Origin of the sequence: Haloferula sp. A504, from assembly GCF_044385805.1 — a bacterium.
In the GTDB taxonomy this organism is placed as follows: Bacteria; Verrucomicrobiota; Verrucomicrobiia; order Verrucomicrobiales; family Akkermansiaceae; genus Haloferula.
Window position 1 is genome coordinate 228,144 of record NZ_JBISBU010000001.1, and the last position, 17,022, is coordinate 245,165.

General features: G+C 64.1%; 10 protein-coding genes. All 10 read right to left on the minus strand.

The annotated features are described in order from the left end of the window. Window positions 1-27 precede the first annotated feature (27 nt). On the minus strand, window positions 28-3,993 hold the full coding sequence (locus ACG2LG_RS00915; RefSeq protein WP_396255521.1) for a DUF6288 domain-containing protein: 3,966 nt from the start codon (window positions 3,991-3,993) through the stop codon (window positions 28-30). 2 nt (window positions 3,994-3,995) lie between these two features. After that, window positions 3,996-5,150: a hypothetical protein gene (locus tag ACG2LG_RS00920; protein ID WP_396255523.1), complete on the minus strand. Its 1,155-nt coding sequence runs from the start codon at window positions 5,148-5,150 to the stop codon at window positions 3,996-3,998. A 24-nt stretch (window positions 5,151-5,174) separates the two neighbouring features. Further along, the gene (locus ACG2LG_RS00925) at window positions 5,175-6,785 is read right to left on the minus strand and encodes a DUF4159 domain-containing protein (protein WP_396255524.1); all 1,611 of its coding nucleotides are present in this window, start codon (window positions 6,783-6,785) and stop codon (window positions 5,175-5,177) included. 14 nt (window positions 6,786-6,799) lie between these two features. Next, window positions 6,800-7,258: a hypothetical protein gene (locus ACG2LG_RS00930; protein ID WP_396255526.1), complete on the minus strand. Its 459-nt coding sequence runs from the start codon at window positions 7,256-7,258 to the stop codon at window positions 6,800-6,802. An 8-nt stretch (window positions 7,259-7,266) separates the two neighbouring features. Beyond that, on the minus strand, window positions 7,267-7,689 hold the full coding sequence (locus ACG2LG_RS00935) for an ExbD/TolR family protein (RefSeq protein ID WP_396255527.1): 423 nt from the start codon (window positions 7,687-7,689) through the stop codon (window positions 7,267-7,269). A 1-nt stretch (window position 7,690) separates the two neighbouring features. Then, window positions 7,691-8,104 carry an ExbD/TolR family protein gene (locus ACG2LG_RS00940; RefSeq protein WP_396255529.1) on the minus strand — a complete coding sequence of 138 codons (414 nt, stop codon included), beginning with the start codon at window positions 8,102-8,104 and terminating at the stop codon, window positions 7,691-7,693. Window positions 8,105-8,267: 163 nt separating this feature from the next. Next, window positions 8,268-8,867: a MotA/TolQ/ExbB proton channel family protein gene (locus ACG2LG_RS00945; protein WP_396255531.1), complete on the minus strand. Its 600-nt coding sequence runs from the start codon at window positions 8,865-8,867 to the stop codon at window positions 8,268-8,270. A gap of 38 nt (window positions 8,868-8,905) precedes the next feature. After that, a complete protein-coding gene (locus ACG2LG_RS00950) occupies window positions 8,906-9,256 on the minus strand; it encodes a hypothetical protein (RefSeq protein ID WP_396255532.1) in 351 nt (116 codons plus the stop codon). 20 nt (window positions 9,257-9,276) lie between these two features. Beyond that, a complete protein-coding gene (locus ACG2LG_RS00955) occupies window positions 9,277-16,641 on the minus strand; it encodes a tetratricopeptide repeat protein (RefSeq protein WP_396255534.1) in 7,365 nt (2,454 codons plus the stop codon). Further along, on the minus strand, window positions 16,638-17,021 hold the full coding sequence (locus tag ACG2LG_RS00960; RefSeq protein ID WP_396255535.1) for a GxxExxY protein: 384 nt from the start codon (window positions 17,019-17,021) through the stop codon (window positions 16,638-16,640). The genes ACG2LG_RS00955 and ACG2LG_RS00960 overlap by 4 nt, the downstream gene beginning before the upstream one ends. Between the last annotated feature and the right edge of the window lies 1 nt (window position 17,022).

A 17,022-nucleotide genomic window follows, 5' to 3' on the forward strand; every position in this document is an offset into this window, starting at 1 on the left:
CTGCCCGCATCTCCAGTCAGCCACCCTTCAAGGATCGATCAGCAGGGGATCGATGGTCGGGATGGGGGCCTCCTCCGGTTGGTGCAGCTTGAGCATCGCCTTGCCGGCCCTGGCCTGGAGGGCCTTCCATTCGTAATACTTGTCTTCCTTCCGCATGTGGGCGGCGGGGCCGCCGCGGAGGTGGGCCACTTCCATGTACTCCATGACGTCCTGCAGGGCCTTCACGGCGATCTTGTTGTCGGCGGAGGAAAGGCTCCCCTTGTCGAGGCCTTCGGCATTGGTGACCAGTGCGTCGGCGGCGTTGGAGACGCCATTTTCCAGGCAATACATCAAGGCCCGGAGGGCCCGGGCATCGTAAACGCGGCCGAGTAGCTTGATGAGACTGCCGTCCATGTTCAGCTTCAGCATCGGTTCGGCGAAGTCCATGCGCTCGGCGTCGGTGAGATCCCAAAAGCCCTTGGGTCCCAGAACCAGTCGGCGGGCGGACTGGGCACCGACGATCTTGGCGCTTTCCTTGTCGGTCTTCGCGATCCGGAGCATGACCTGGTCGGCCTTGCGGCTCAGCGAATAGGAGAGCGCATGAACGATCTCCCGCAGCTCCGAGAGGCTGTCGGTTTCCGCGGCCTTCTCGAGTGAGTCGATGCTGATTTCGTCCCCCAGCCGGCCGAGGATGAAGTAGAGGTTCGGCCGGATGGCGGGGTCGGCTTTGGGCAGGACCTTGAGGACGTCGTCCCGGATCCGGGTCGCGCTGGTCGGATCGTCCCTGAAGGAAAGCAGGGCATCCTCACAGCCGATGATTTCCTCCTGCTCACGCGCTTCGGCGAGTTGGGCGAAGAGCGTCGGTATGGCCTCGGTACCGGCAAGCCTGGCAAAGGTGTGTGCGGCCGCTGCCCTCACCGGGATCGAGTCGTGCTTGAGCGCCGATCTTGCAATCTCGAGGCCCTCGTCGGAGCCGCTCAAGGCAAAGACCGCCAGGATACCGGCGGCAGCTCGCGGCTCCGCGGAGGCAAAAAGCTCGCCGAGCGCGCCGCCGGCGCCGGCGGTTACAAGCTCCGCGGCCGCCTTCTGGGCGTGCTCCCGCAGTCGCCAGTAGTCGTGATTGAGGTAGGGCAGGAGGTCGGGCAGCGCGTCGGCGCCCAGCATCTCCGTGAGGAAATCGATTGCCGCCATCTTGCGGAAGTAGGAGCGCTTGGCGGGGTCGGCGAGTTCGTCGCGGCAAAGCTTGATCTTGGCACCGGTGCCATCGGCGGCATTCAGCTTCTCTTCAAACATGACGCGGACGTCAGTGAAGATCGAGGGCAGGCGGGGAGGATCGCTGGCGGCCGAGACGAGCTTGTAGAGTTCATCCAGCGGGGTGATGACCGTCTTCTTGTCCACCTTCTTGACGAGTTCGGTGTTCGGGTTGTCGGTCAGGACGATGGCCATCTCGTCGAGGTAGTCCTTGAAGACGGCCGGCTCGGCCTTGACCGGGTCGGGCTCCATGAGCGGACGCTTGAAGCCGACGAAGGGGCGGATATCGCGGCGGATGGCCGCCTGTCGACGCAGGCGGTCGGCGGAGGATTCCATCCCTTCCCGGTAGTTGAACTTCGTGAGCAGGGCCCGGGCGGGGGCCGAGCGGTTGGCGAACATCTGGTCGGCCAGCTGCTCCACCTCCGCCGCGTTGGTGAGCGGCCCGGCGACCTTGACGACGGTTTCCTTGGTCCAGGGCTCGAGCCGGGACGGCATGAAGGATCCGTGAACCGGGTCGAGCATGATGAGATGTTCCAGTGCCGAGCGCACCTCCTCCTCCTCGAACCCGGCTTCGAAGGGTTTGTTGGCGAGGACGGTGCTGTTCTTGAAGAGCGCGGCCTGGGTCGAGTTGCGGACGCTGTTCGGGGCGATGGCCTTCGGTTCGTCGAGCGTTGCCTGGATCATCGCGAGTTGGGTTTCCTTGGCGTCGGTGGCCCTGGAGATCACCTTCACGGCCGAGACCCGGACGAAGTCCGCCGGGTCCTTGAGCAAGGCGGTGAGCTTCGAGAGGTGCTCGAGGACCACATCGGTCCCGCAAGCGCCGACGGTCCGTACCGCACCATCGCGGAATCGGGCCTCGTCGTGTTCGAGCAGCCCGACCACCCGCGGCAGGATCTCCTTTTCGCCGGCCTGATAGCGCTTTGCGAGTTCCTGGGCGACCTGGCCCCGCGCCTTCGGCTTGAAGATGTCGAGGAGGTCGAGGACTTCTTCCGTGCTCCGCTCGCGCCAAGGTGTGCCGTCCATTTCGATGAGCAGCGGATCGTTGAACTGGGCTCTCGCGCTGGAGAGGAGTTGCTTCATCTCCCGCTCGTTCGGGTAAAGCTTCTCATTGGGGTCCTTGCCGGTGATCAGCGTCTGCTTGTAAACAGCCGCCTGGTGAAGGACCTGGGTGGCGGTGGGGTCGCGAAGCGCTCCATAGCCGCCGTGATAGACGAAGCTGCCGTCGAACATGCGGCTGAGGGTCCGGCGCCAGCGCAGGTTGCGCTCGTTCAAGGTGCGCACTTCCGGGCCGCAGAGGCTGGCCGCCCATGACGACCAGTTGCCGTGGTAGTCGTGGCCGTGCCCGCCGCGGCGGGTGAAGGCACAGTGGCTCGACATCATCGCGAAGTACTTCGCGCCGTAGTCATCACCGAGGAGTTTCATCGAGAAGGCGACACCGGTGTTCTTGCCGTTGCTGTCATCGGTGGCAGCCGCTCCATGGTCGCCGTAGGGGATGGCACCCTGGTCGACGTAGGAGCCGAAGAAGCGGTGGGCCCGCTTGACCGCGAGGTCGATTTCGGGGTGCTCGATGCCGAGTTTCTGGGCCAGGGTGATGAGGAAGAAGCAGCGGTTGCCGGCGGCGTTGAGGGCGCCGTAGCCGGGGTTCATGCCGTGGAGTTCGCCGCCGTTGAAGGACGGGTAGGCGAAGGTGTGGCCCCATGAGCCGTGACCGCTCTGGCCCATCGCGGTGTCGATGGCATACTTCCGTAGCGCCGGGAGGACAAAGTCATCGCCCGTCGCGTCGTAGTAGATGGCGCAGTACAGGCCACCGTAGCCGTGGTGCCAGCTCTGGTAGCCCTTGTAGCCCCGGTAGCCGGGTTCGAACATGGTTCCCGCGGGCTCGGTCGGCGGCTTCCACGGGCTGTGGGGTCCCCGCACCCAGTCGTGCACGATCTTGCGGTGCTCGGGCCTGCCGGACGAGATCAGGGCGATCGCCTCGATGATACCACCGCGGCCGCTTCGCTTGACCTGGGGGTCGACGATGAACTTCTGTTCCAGGACCTTGTAGGCATCGTCGAGAATCTTTGCGGTTTTGGGGCAGTCGTAGGGAGCGGTGTCACTGTAAGCGGGAAAGGTGCGGAGCTTCAGTTCGACCTCGAGGGTTTCGGCTTCGACCGGGAACTTGTCGAAACCCATCTGACGGACCTCCTGCGTCCGTTCCTCCTCCGGTTTCCAGTCGTAGAGCGTGTTGTCATCGCGGGCTTCGCTGATGAGTTCATCGATATCGACGGCGGCAAGGTCCTGCTTGCCGGTCCGGGCGGCGTAGTTCTTGTCGCGCCACACCTGGAAGACCATCCGGCCCTCGTTCTCTTCGAGTTCGGCTTCGATGATGGCATTGCCGATGAGGATGCCGATGTGTCCTCCCGCCTCGAACTTCTTGCCGTTCAAGCCCAGGATCACGTCTCCGGGTAGGAGCTTTCCCTCGGCGGGTGAACCCGGAAGGGTGCCCTTGACGAAGACCTGGTCCCCCTGGAAGCGGAAGTCGATCATCTGGCTGACGATGCCCGTCGGGCCGAGGGTCCAAACCGGGGGTTCCTTGCCCTTGCCGTCCGTGGGGAGCGGCTCGTACTGGGTCAGGTCGGGCAGGTGGGTCGGTCGCTCCGGGGTGTCATCAGGAAGTTCGCCCTCGTTGGCCAGTTGTTCCATCTGCTCGGGGGTGAGCGTGCGTTCCTCGGAGAACGCTGGTGAAACCATCAGGAGGAATAGGAACAGAAGTCGTTTCATGATCAATGGGATTGGTTTGCCACAAGGAAGATCGAGAATCCGGTGCGGGCGGCGAGTTGAGTGAGCTCTTCACCGGGAGTTTTGCCCGGGAGATCCCAGACGAGGTGAGCGACCTGACGGACCCTGGCGCGGGTCTTGCGCCGCTGCTGCATCAGCTCGGTGAACCGCCGTATCAGTGCTTCGATCCGGTCCGGGGATTCGACCACGAAGGAACAGCGACCGAACCACAGGGATTCGAACACGAAGTCATCATCGATGGTGTCGTCCCCGAGCGGCAGAAGATCGAAGCGCCGGTGTTTGGCGGCGAGCGGTTGAAGTTGTTCGAGAGCTTTCGCCGCCTTCAACGGTTCGTCGGCGAGGTAGAGGAACGAGTCCCCGCGCCGGGCCAGCCAGGCCAGCTCCGCGACCACCGGACGGCGGGGTGGATCGGAACGTTCGACCACCGCCGGCATGGGGGTGATGGAACCTGGAAGAGCCGAGGGCAGGGGAAGCGGGAAGCTGGCCTCGGCGTAGCGGTTGGCCCGGCGCAGATAGTCGTAGCCGAGCAGCAGGAGGCCGAGGATCGGCAGGGCGAGGGACACGCGACCGTTCCAGCGATCGATCCTGCGCGCGGCGACGACCTCTTCCTCGCCCATCAGTATCGGTTCGGGGCCCTTCTCGGCTTCAAGTGCCTCGACGTCCGCGCCGCCCTCGGCTTCTTCGGTGTCGATCAGCGCATCGAGGCTGGTGTCTTCCTCGCCCTCGCTCGAGCGGGTTCTTTTGTTCTTCTTCCACGCCGGCTCCTCGAGGCTGTCGTAGTATTCAAGGTCGCTTTCCTCGAGGCCCGCCTTGTCCATGAATTCCTCGCCATCGTCCTCGGCGAAGCGGATCTGGGCGACTTCGTCGCCCCGCAGGTCGAGTGCCGCCTGACGCCGCTCTTCCTGCTTCGCCTTCATCATGGCGAGTTGGATCGAGGGGTCGATCTCGATCCGGTCGACGTGGGTGGCCGAGTGGATCTTGGCACAGGCGAGGGCGGCGAGTGCCAGGACGAATCCAAGCCGGACGAGGAAGCGCTTCTTCATCCCCCAGTAAACGAGCCACGTCGCGACCGCCGCCAACGCGAGTGCGAAGCCGAGGTAGCCGATGGTGCCGATGGTGCCGATGGAGTCGGGGTTCACGATGGAAGGGAGAAAAACCGGGGGTTACTTGCGGGCTTTCGAAATGGCGTCGTCCCACTGGTTGAAGGAATAGTAGACGAGGTTCACTCCGAGATTCATCGCGGCGTCGCGCATCTCCGGCGTGACGTCGGTGTAGCCGGGCGATTTCCAGGCGTCGTTCATGTCGCCGGGGTGGTAAAAGACGACCCAGCGTCCCTCGTGCTTGATGCCGAGCGGCCGGCGCCCGCCGTGGTGCCAGAAGGCCGGGGCACCATCCGGGAAGGCATAGGGGAGTTGATAGATCATGTCGTCGTCGGCGATGTCGATCAGCGGCTTGTCCGGAAACACCTGACGCATGAAGTGGGTGAAGGACTGGTGGAACCTCGCGCTGCCGGCATCGGCGATCAGCATGCCTCCCTTGAGGCAGTAATCCCGTAGGATCTTCGCGTCCTTGGTGCTCACGCGCCCCATGCTGTCGTTCCCGGTCAGATAGACGAACGGCGGGAAGCCATCGTCCGGATACTTCCGCAGCAGGGCGATCGAGTGGCTCTCTCCCTTGCTGGCGATCTTTCTGAAACCCGTGGCCTGGGCGAAGGCCTTGAGGAAGTTGATGTCGGCGGCGGTCTCGTTCATGCCGTCGTCCCAGCCCGCTCCGTCGTGCTCGAGCCGGATGAAGCGGATCTTGTAGTCATCCATGCCCTCCGGCCATCCGCCTTCGTCGCCGCCGCCCTTGCCGATGTTGCCCGCCATGGCGTTCGGGTTGGCCTCGTAGGTCACCTCGGTCTTTTCCTCCATGATCTGGTCGACCTCGGTCTCGTCGAGGTCGGGTTGATCAAAGAGGATGGCGGAATTCGGCCGCAGGGTGAGCGTCTTCTTCTTTTTCTTCTTCGGTTTCACCACCTTGACCATGGCGACCACCGGGTTGCCGCTGCCTTTGGGCACCTTGTAGGCCTCGACGCAGCCCCCGAGGCTGAGAATCCAGGGGATGATCACAAGGATCATCAGGTGGGTGAGGATACTCCCGTAGAGGCTCTTCCGGTGGCGGGGGTCGCGACCGTGGGTGCGCAGGCTCTCGAGCATCCGGTCGCCCCGCAGCGGCCGGCCGGTGACCGAGGTGAAGGCGGCGTAAACCGAGCGGCTGCGCAACATGAGCTGCAGCCACCAGGCGTAGGCCGCGACCGCGAAGGCCGGCCAGCAGATGCCCCACCACATCTTGAAGGCGGTGACGCTGTCCTGCTTGGAGCCGTTGATCTCCAGCCCCTCGCGGCCCATGGCGAAGGCTCCCTGCCAGACGAGCCAGACCAGGGCCGCCATGACCACCACCACTGCCAGCACGGTGAAGCGCAGGATCAGGTAGGTCGGTTTCGAGCGGATGAAACCGAGCAGGCCGGCGATGGCGCAAAGTCCGCCGACGACGCCGATGGCGTGAAAGCAGGTCTTGAGGGAGGAGGTGACGTGCAGCTTCTGCCACAGGATCGCCAACTCACCCTTGTTGGAGAGCCAGGCGTCAAGGACCGGTGGCCCCCACAGGCCCACCGCCCCTCCGAAGAGCGAAAGGGCCAGCACCGCAAGCGCCACCACCACCGCCTTTGAAGGAGACGGGGCGGTCGGGATCTGATCGATCCTCTCGGCGGGAAGCTGGACGTTCGGCGGCATCGGGGCGGCTCAGTTCAGCGGAACAGATCGACTTCCTCTTCTTCCGGGATGGGGGGCACTTCGGGGCCCTCCTCGACCTTCTTGAGTTCCTCCTCGATGGCGGACTTGGGCTCGTCGGGATCATCCGCGGGCTCGGCGGCGGGTTCCGTGGCGGGGCTCTCGTTCGGTTCGGCGGGCGGTGCCTTGGGAATCCCCCCGGCAATGGAACTGCTGAGTTCCTGAGGCTCGATGCCGTGTTCGTCGGCGATCTTGCGAAGGGTGATGTTGGCTTCCCTGACCGCGGCCTTGACCCGCTCTTCCTCACTCAAGTCGCTGGTGCCCATCCCGAAGGCCTTTCCGAAAAGAAAGGGCACGCTGGAGCCGAGCAGGATGACGGCATGGACCACGATCGTGAAGAGCAGGATCTTCTTCAGGCTGCGGCCCTCGAAGGTGTCCAGCAACTCGTCGGGGCTGGTTTCGTTGTTCGGATTCATGGTGGTGACTATTCGTTGTTTTCGCCGACGGCTTCGATGATGCCGCCGCCCGCGGCGATGGCCTTGATCACGGGTTCAAATTGCTCCTTGGTCAGCTGGGCATCGCACTTGAACTGAACGTGGCGCTGGTCGTCGGAGACGGTCTTGGTCAGCAGCGCACGGACGCCCATCTCGACCTCCTTGACGCTGTCGACCTGGTAGCCGTCGAAGAAGATCTCGCCGTTCTCATCCACGGCGATGCGTGCGGCCACGGGGATCTCGATCTTCTCGACGAACTCGGAGAAGGGCAGGGTGAGCCGGGCCTTGCTGTTGTCCTTGCTGACCTCGCTGCAGACCATGAAGAAGATGATCAGCAGGAACGCGATGTCGCCCATGCTCGCGATGGGCACGGGCACGCTGCGGCGTTTGCGACGTTGGAGGTGCTTCTTCATCCTATTCGTCCTCCTCGACGATGGCGACGACCCCATGATGCTCGCTGATCGAGGCCAGGGCCTGGAAATAGTTTTCGTAGGGGGTGCCGCTCGCGGATTCGAGCATGATGACCCGCTTGGATGGATCCTTCTCGGCGAGTTCGAGCGCCGCGAGGCGTTCGTTGAGTTGCTCGATGGTCACCTTGCGGTCATTGAGGAAAACCTCGGCTCCGCGGAGGTTGACGATGGGGGTCTTGTCCGACTGCGGCTGGCTGGTCTTCTCGCCGGTGGGAAGGTCGGCGGTGATGGTCTTGACCTTCACCAGGGTGGTGGCGACCAGGAAATAGATGATCAGCAGGAACGCGATATCCGAGAACGAGCCGGTCGGGATTTCGCCCGAGCGGTGTTTCTTCTCACGTGTGCTGCGCCGTCTCATCGCAAGCTCAGGAAATGACGAAATACCCAAATACCCAAACACCCGAGGAAGCCCGAATGACAAAATCCGAAGTGCGAAGGAACGGCTCGCTGGAGGAGCCCCGCTTCGTCATTCGCCCGTTCATCATTCCTTGGGTATTCGGGTGTTTCGTCATTCGAAATTTTCAGTGGTGCGTGAGGATGAACTCGACGAGTTCGCTGTTGGCTTCTTCGATCTCGAGTTCGATCTCGTCGCTCCAGCGGTTGAAGACGCTCTGCGGGATGACGGCGAGCAGGGCGATGATCAGGCCGGCGGCGGTGGTGACCATCGCCTCGGAGATGCCGTTGGCGACTTCGCCGCCACCACCCGCCATGCTGCCCGCCTCGGCGAGCCCGGAGAACGAAGCGATCATGCCCGTCACGGTGCCGGTCATCCCCAGCAGCGGGGCGGCGGTGCCGATGGTGGTCAGGACGTCGAGCCGCTTGTTGACCACGCTCATCGCCTGCGCGCTGTAGTCGTCCATGACCTGTCCGACCACCAGCCGCATGGTCTCGGAAGACTCGTTCTTGCCCTTCAGCTGGTCGTAGGACCGGAGGCCGGCGAGAATGACGGAGGCGAGCGGTCCCCGGGCGGCCTTGCATTCCTCCATGGCGGCGGAGAGGTCGTTCTTGCGCAGGTGGGCCAGCACCTTCGACCGGAGCGAGCGGGTGTCGATCTTGCGGTTCGCGCGGAAGGCCAGCCAGCGGTCATAGACCACGGCAAGGCTGATCAGACTGCAGATCATCAGGGGAACCATGATGATCTTTCCTTCAATGATGTGTTCTAGCATCGCTGTTTGGTTTCGTGAGTTGAGTGGATGAAGTCGAGGGCTTTCAGGGCATCGGCGACCGGCATTTCGAGACAGGGGAAACGGAGTCCGTCCCCCGGAGCAATCACCAAACCACCGCGCGCGGCGTTGTAGTGGCTTTCCCGGCAGTCCTCGAGTGGCCGACGCTGGAGGTAGCGGCGGCGTCCGACGGACAGCAGGACGATCTCGTCATCCATGATGCAGAGCCACAGCGGGCTGCGCCGCGTCCAGCGCCCGGTGTCGACCCGGGTCCGCGTGCGCAGGATGAAGCGCGGCGACGAGTTGCCGACGGTGTCACGCAGGAGTTGTTGTTCGAGTCGGTTCAAAATGGTCGGCGGGGCCGGGATCAGCGGCTCTCCTTGAGTTGTTCAATCATGCGTTCGCGGGCCTTGTTTTCCTCCTCGATGATCCGGGCGAAGACCGGGTCGGCGAGGCGGCCGCGGGCATACTTGGCCCACTTGCTGTCGGGGAAGTCGAAGGTGACGCGACGGTAGAGCTGGTAGGCCTCCCGGATGCCGTTGCCACGGGCCTTGTAGTTGTTTTCGGACATCAGTCCGACCCAGCGTTCGTGACTGATGCCGCTCCAGTAGATGGCCTGGGCGCGGATGTCGGGGCCATCGTATTGCTCGCTGTCGATGACCTGCTGGAACTGCACGAGGGCTTCCTCATACTGGTGGGCCCGCATGAAGTTCTGGGCCGCCCGCAGTCCGGCGAGTCCGGCGAGCGGATCATCCGGGAAGCGTTCCTGAAGCTTGGAGAAGACCATCGCGGCATTGAGGAACTCCGGGTAGCTCAGGTCGTCGAGACGCAGCACCTCGGCTTTCGACTCATCGTCCTCGTTCTCGCGGAGCAGGTCGGCCTGCTCCTTGAACTCCTGGCCCTTCTTCTGGAAGTAGCCACCGAGACGGGCCATCACCGTCGGGATAAGCTCGTCATTGGGATACTTGTAGGCGAGCTTCACGTACTCTTCGACCGAGTTCTCGATCTCGCCCATCTTCTCGTAAACCAGGGCGGTCTTGAACTGGGCCTTCGGGGCGAACTCGGTGTCCGGATAGTCGGTGGGGATCTTGGAGAAGCGGGCGAGCGCGTCCTGGTACATCGGCAGCTTGCTCTCGTCGTTCTTCGCGAGGTCGGCGAACTCCTGCGAAAGGTTGCCGAGCAGGTATTCGGCGTGCGCCTTGAGTTCGTCGTCGCGGTGGGTGGCGAGAGCTTCGGCCAGAAGCTTGCGGGCCTGGCCGATCTGCCGGCGGGCAAGGCTTTCCTCGTCCATTTCGCGGTGCTTCTTGGCGAGCTCGAAGTAGCACTCGGCGAGGGTGAAGCCCGTCCGCACCGCCATCTCGTCGCCGGTGAAGCGCTTGCTGAAGGGTTCGATGACGCCGTCGGCGCCCTTGTTGACGTTCACGGCGAAGCTCTGGTCCTCGTAGCTGACGGTGATGTCGTCACCATAGCGGACCGGGAAGCCGTTGAGCGCCACGGGCGGAAGCTCGGCGGGAATCTGTTCGTCGGCGTAGGCAACGGTGAAGACACCCTTGAAAACCCCCGAGTGACTTTCGGTCTCGCGCACTTCGTAGCGGGTGCTGGCACCGCTGGTGCCTTTCAGCGTGACGATGGCATTGTCGCGCTCCGGGCCGCGGTCGAGACCGGGAGCAAGCAGCCGGAGATAGATCTTTTCGCCGACGTAGGCACTGGTGAGCGCTTCGCGATAGCCGTTCTCCATGACGTCGAGGAAGGCATCGCTGCCGACTGTGAAGCGGGTGGTTTTCCAGTGCACCTTGCCGTCCTGGTCCTGCCACGGGAAGCCGACATGGACGATGTCGCCTGCCTTGACGGCCAGGCCGTCGGGAATGGCCGAGGAGGGGAGTTCTTCGGCAGACTTGGTGGCGAAGCTGCGGGTCGGCGGGTCGCCGAGGATCAGGGGAATGCTGAAGGAGAACCGACCTTGTTCGAGCGGGGGTTCGTTGGTCGGTGGAGTGGGCGGCGTGGCGATGTGGTAGCCGCGGGGCACATCCAGTTCGCCGGAGCCGAGTCTGCCGGTGAGCTTGAGCGTTCCGGGAACCGTGACGTCGAATTCCTTGCCCGGGGCCTTGGCCGCTTTGCGGGCCTCGTCGGTTTGGACGTAGGCGCGGATCTCGCTGCTGCCCGCCAGTGCGAGGTGAGGGGCGACCACATCGAAGCGGAGGTTGGCGCCGATGACCGCGGTGAGGGGCTTGTCGACCGTGTCGGCGGAGTCGACATGGTGGTAGGACAGCTCACTGCGGGGATGGAAGACCTCGGTGCCGCCGGGCCGGCGGGCCTTTTCATCGTCCTCGCTCGGGGTCGGGGTGTAGGGGAGAACCTCGCTGGAAAGGGCGTAGGCACTCAGCAGCGGCAATTCATATTGCGCGTGGGTGATCGTGACCTCGCGATCCGCGGGAATGCCGGGGTCGAGGTTCTCCACGTCGCGGTAAACGGCCGTCAGGACTCCGCCGGGAGTCAATTGAATCTCGGAGTCGCGGGAAGGCTCGCCTTCCACCGGAAAGACCCGGCCCATGAACACGCCGCTGTGTTTCTCGGTCTCGACGGCTTTCAGCGTGACCGAAGCTCCACTGCTGGAATTCACCACGAACTCGATGGTGTCGCGCTCGGGACTGCCATCGAGGTCGGCATCTTCGATCACGATCGCGACGGCATCGTCCATGCGGAAGCGGCGGATCGGTTCGAGGACCAGTTCCCGTTCGCCTTCCTTGTTGGTTTCGTAGTTCAGGAAGGACGCGGTGATGGTGCCGGTGTTGTAGGCGACGCCGAGGCTGCGCTGATGGCGGTCGCGGTTCGGCGTGGCGGTCACCGGGTCTTCGTAGCGGGCCACGATCTGGTCACCGGGGAGAACCTCGAGCTGCATGTTCTCGCGCAGCGCCTTGTAGTCCTGCGCCACCGGCAGGAGTTGGTTGTCGTCGCGGTCGGTCAGGGTGACCTTGGTGATTGCCGGAGTCACGCCCTCGAAGCCCTCGATGACGAGGCGAACCATGCGGGCCTGGGTCTTGTCGCCGAAATCGATGGTGAAGCCCTCGTCGCCGGAGGTGATGGTTGCGGGCTGTGTGATGGCCGCCCGCACGCCTTCGGGGAAGGTCGCGGGGTCGAACATGGAGGGCGGGCAGGGCACCAGTTCCGCCTTGCCGGGCTCATCACAGAGCAAGGCCGGCTTGCGCTTGAGAAACTTGTCCCGGCCGTCGTGGCACCAGAATTCGATCTCGTGCAGCCCGGGAGCGAGCTCACGTTCGATGAGCAGCGGATCCTCCGATTCCTCGTCGGCGGGTTCCCCGTTGAGCAGGAAGATCGTGCGGATCACTCCCTTGTCATCGGTGCGCGGCAGGCCCGTGAGCTGGAACCTGCGGATGGCCGCCGCCGGTTGGTAGAAGAGGGCGCGGTAGCGGATCAGGCCCGAGTAGCCGGGGTGACCGGTATTCACGACCGGGAGTTCACCGTCGGCGGCGAGGTCCGGGACATAGGCGGCAAGGTAGTTGCAGTTCGGCCGGACGGAACCGAGTTCCATCTTCTCGAGCCAATCCTCAGGCAAGTCACTGCCTTCGGGTTCGGATACCGGGATGCCCTCGCGGAAGGTCGGGAAGGAGGTCATCTGTGGTTTTCCGTTCCAGGGCGCCTCGTCGTCGGGGAAGCGGGCGCGGGTCGTCCACTGGTCGCCGTTCATCGAAGTCTGGAAGACGAAGTGGGTGGGCTGCTGACCGGTGCCGCCGGAGGCGACGGTCATCCTTGCCACGCCGACGTTGTCGTTGAGGTCGACACCGAAGATGCGGGTGGCCTCGCGGTCGCCGACCTGACCCTGCCAGCCCGGGTAGTCGAGGGCGCTGATGGCCATGTTCGGATCGCGGCCGGGGGCGCTCTCCGAAGCGAATGCCAACGCCTGGGCACCCGTCGTCGGCACGATGGCCTGGAACTCGCCGCTGAAGGGCGCGGTCTCCTTCAGCACGAGCTGGCGGATCTCGTCGCCGCTGGATGCCTGCATGGAAACGGTGATCTCATCGATCCCGGGCGAGGCGCTGCGGTCGGGGTCGGTGACCCGGAGATAGACCGGGTTGCCGGGGCGCACCGCCCGGGTGCCGAGGGCGGCCTGGGCGGTGGAAAGGCCGAGTTCCTCGATGTCGAGGCGGCGCTCGCCCTGGCGCGGCGGGAAGGCGCCCGCGCTGAAGTCGACCATGGCGTCCGACGCGACCGTGATGACGAGGTCAGGATCGTCCGGCAGGTCGTCCATCTTCTTCCGGAAGCGCTCCGAGTATCCGAAGCGGATCTCGTCGACGCCGAGCACCTGCAGCACCTTGTCATTCGGATTCGGCGCGCCGAGTTCGGTGGGCACCTCGGCGCGGAACTTGTCCTTGCTGTCACCGAGTTGATAAAGAAGCACCCGTACCTTGTCGCCGGACTTTGCCCAGATCTCGACCTCGATGTCGGCGCCGACGCCGGAGACCCGCAGGGTGGGGTCGCGCAGGTTGATCTTCACCGCCTCACCCGGGACGATGACGGTGTCGTCCTGGGAGGGGCCGAGTTCGATCTCGCTGGCTTCGACCAGCTTGCGCATCTGGTAGTGGATCTGGCCACGCAGGATCAGCGCGTCGGGGTGCTTTGGATCGACCCGCAGCACCGCCTCGAGTTCATCGAGTGCCTCGGCGAAGTTTTCCTGGTCCATGAGGACCTCGGCACGGGCGTAACGGACCCGCTTTCGGAATTCCGGATTCGGGAGGCGCATCAGGTTGTCGAGTTCGGTCAGGGCGGCTCCGAAATTGCGGGAAACCCGGTCGACTTTCACCGATCCCAGGGCGGCTTCCAGATGCATCGAGGTGCCCTCGTATTCCGCGGCGTCGGCGACCTTGCGGAACCACGCGCGGGCGGTCGGAAGGGCGCCCTTGCGGAAAGCGAGTTCGGCATAGGCGATCTTGAGCGCGGCGTCCTGTTCGGGGCTGAAGGTGCCGGCGGCCTGCCGCGACCAGATGGTGAGTTCCTTCACCAGTTCCTCGGCACGTTCTTCGTGTTCTTCCTCGATGTTCCGCTCGAGGAGCCAAAGTCCGTAGCCCACCGAGAGCGAGCGCAGCACTTCCTTGAGTTGATCGGCGTGGGCATCGTACAGGACCCACGCCGTGTCACGGTTGTCCTGCACGAACTCGGCGTTCGATTTGTAGATGGGGTAGCTCGGGTCGTTCTCGGCGACCGGGATTTCCACCGCGCCGACTTCCATGGCGGCCTTGCCGGCCACCTGACGCAGGAGTCCGGCGATTTCGGACGGGCGTCCGTCGCCGGCATTGGCGAGCGCCCGGCCGGCTACACTTCGGCGACCACTGCGGGCGACGGTCATGGCGACCGAGGGCGAACCGGCTTGATTGGCAGCCTCGGCGAGGCGCGCGAGCGCGTCGGCACCGCGGTAGTGCCGGCCATCATCCGTCGCGGCGGCGGCATGCCAGAGTCCGGCGGCGTAGGGTTCGAGCGGGCTCCATCCGGAGGACTCCCGCGCCTCGTCGGCGATGCGCTGGACGAGCGGCTCGTAGCCCTGCCTCGAGGGAGGGGGGGCGACCGGGGAGTTCACGGAGAACAGGGAGAGGACCAGTGAACGGGTTTCGGGGGACCACTCCGGAAGCTTGGCGACGGGTTCGAGGCCGATGACGGTGACCGTGTCGGGTGCGTTCGCCGCACCCTCGACCGCCGACTTCAGTGCCGACTCGACCTGGGCCGGTGTGGCGTCTTGCGGCAGCGCGAGGAGGTCGCGGGAAACGAAGCGCGGATCGGCGCTCCCGCACTGCGTGGTCAGGAAGCCCGGCCCGAAGATCTGCTCGCGGGCCGCGAGGGAGTGATAGGCGGGGTCGACCGCGGCGTAGGCCGATGATTCGAACAGGGCCTTCATCGCTTCCCGGGACTCGGGCTTCTCGGGGTCCACGCTGTGGAGCCAGAGGCCGAGGATTCGCTCGGACAGCTTTCCGGCCTGAGCCTGGCGGGTGAGGATCTGCTGGAGATGTTTTGCAAACTCCGGCAGGGCTTCCCGCGCCTGTTTCTTGCCCCACCGGTCCCAGCTTTCATCGAACCCGGGACCGAACCGCAGCCTCGCGTAGGTGCTTCCGCCAAAACTCGACTGTTCGATGGCCCGCCGGAACAGGCTGGAGCGGGTGTCGTCCTCGTCGGCGACCAACCGGATCAACATCACTTCCCGGTCGGCATCCGGTGCCTGGGCGAACAAGGCATCCCACAGCGGGAGGGCCCCCGGCGTGGAGGGGTTGGCGGAAAGAAGGTCGGCTTGCAGGGTCTTGAAGGCGGCGAGGCGCTCGTTGTTCTTGGCCTCCTTCGAGACCTGCTGCTTGAGCTTCTGGTAGCGGCTGTCGAGGTTGTTGTATTTGACGTTCGGCGCGTTGTGATCCTCGCCTTCACGCTCGAACATACCGCTGTGCCACAGTCCGTGGGTGAGGGTCTTGATATCGTCGAAGCGCCACATCTCCGACTTCATCATCTGGTCGGCGGCGGCGCTGTAGCGTCGTTCCGGGCGGGCCCATGCGCGCACCATGGCCGCCTGGGCGTGAGGATTGCGGGCGAGATGGGGGGCGATTTCCTTCGCGACTTCGGGCGTGAGCGTGGCATCGAAGAGGGGGACGTCGGGAGCGGCAAGCGAGTTGAAGACCTGCGGCAGATCCTTCACGAGGGCCCGGAGTTCATCCTTGGAGAACATGTAGTCGGCAACCTTCCGGCCCCTGGCCTGGTCGACGGTCATTTGGAGCAAGGCCTGTGCCTGCTGTGGTGGAAGTTGCCGGAGTGTCTTGAGGATTGGCGCGGCCTTGGCTTCGCGGCCCGGGGTGACGAACGAGTTGAAGACCCCGGAGTCCCCGGCGTTGAAATTCATCCAGCCGATCATCGCGGCCCGGGATCCCTCGAAGGGAGCCGCCGCAATCATGGCTTCGGCGACCGGCAGCGCGGAGTTGAAATGGTCTTCAGGGATCGGCTTCTTGGCCCCGGCGAGTTCGGCGGCGGGCTTGCACAGTGGAATGATGGTCTTTGCCCATGCGATCCGCTCCTTGATCCCGGCCGGTGTCCTCCGGGCGGAGGCGAGGGCATCGAGCTCCTCGTAAAGGCGCTCGCTCTCGTGACTGAAGGTCTCGAACTCGCTCATGAGGAACTCGAGACTGTCCTCGAAGCGATCGAGCGGATCGTTGCTGTTCAGGATCGCGGCATGCCAGCGGGCGAGGGCGACGAGATCCTTGCGTTCGCGGGCCCTGTCGAGGAACCAGCGGTCAAACTGACGGGCGCGTCCGAAGGTCCGCAACCGGGCCCCGTCCTCGCGCATGAAAAGATAGGCCGCTTCGGGATCACCGAGGTGGTTGATGAGCAGGCGGTAGGTCGCCGGCACGGCTTCGCCGGCGATGCGGCCGTCCACCTTGGGATCCGTGAGCAGCTTGCGGTAGAAGCTCGCGGCCGATGACCATTCACCGGCCCGTTCCGCCGAGCGTGCGGCCTGGAAAAGGGTGTCATTGGAGAGCCCCGGATTGGCCGCGAGCCACGGCTTCACTGCGGCGAAGGCGAGGGCGCTGCGGTTCTCGGCAAGTCCGGACTTGAGGATCTCCGCGACCGATCCTTCGGTCTGGGTTGCCGCGTCCTCGAAAGCCGCGATGCGGTCGTCCAGCGGTGCTGAGATGAGCGCGGCAGACAGGAACCACGAATGGACACCAATGAACACGAATGTTTTCATAGTACGACTCGTTTCCATTCCAGTTTGGCTCGTTTGAAATTGAGAATGAGGCCTACCTTTAGACCGGTGATTTTCAGATAGTTCATCATCTGGCCCAATTCATGATTTGTGATGCGATCGATGACTTTCGTGTCCACGACGACTTGATCATGGGTGATCAGATCAGGAATGTATTCGCCCACCTGCACCTCTTTGTAGGTCACGGCGAACCGGGGCTGTTGCTTGAATGGGATGCTTTGCAGGCCGAGTTCGACTGCCAGTGCGTTTTCATAGGGTTTTTCCATCAACCCATGCCCAAGTCCCTTGAGGACTTCTAATGCACAACCGACCACGCCGTATACTTCCTCCTTGAGGAACAATTCGTGTCCATTCGTGTCCATT

Coding starts and splice junctions, on each gene's coding strand:
- ACG2LG_RS00915 (WP_396255521.1), bottom strand. CDS start 3,993: ATGAAACGACTTCTGTTCCTATTCCTCCTGATGGTTTCACCAGCGTTC.
- ACG2LG_RS00925 (WP_396255524.1), bottom strand. CDS start 6,785: ATGCCGCCGAACGTCCAGCTTCCCGCCGAGAGGATCGATCAGATCCCG.
- ACG2LG_RS00930 (WP_396255526.1), bottom strand. CDS start 7,258: ATGAATCCGAACAACGAAACCAGCCCCGACGAGTTGCTGGACACCTTC.
- ACG2LG_RS00935 (WP_396255527.1), bottom strand. CDS start 7,689: ATGAAGAAGCACCTCCAACGTCGCAAACGCCGCAGCGTGCCCGTGCCC.
- ACG2LG_RS00940 (WP_396255529.1), bottom strand. CDS start 8,104: ATGAGACGGCGCAGCACACGTGAGAAGAAACACCGCTCGGGCGAAATC.
- ACG2LG_RS00945 (WP_396255531.1), bottom strand. CDS start 8,867: ATGATCTGCAGTCTGATCAGCCTTGCCGTGGTCTATGACCGCTGGCTG.
- ACG2LG_RS00955 (WP_396255534.1), bottom strand. CDS start 16,641: ATGAAAACATTCGTGTTCATTGGTGTCCATTCGTGGTTCCTGTCTGCC.
- ACG2LG_RS00960 (WP_396255535.1), bottom strand. CDS start 17,021: ATGGACACGAATGGACACGAATTGTTCCTCAAGGAGGAAGTATACGGC.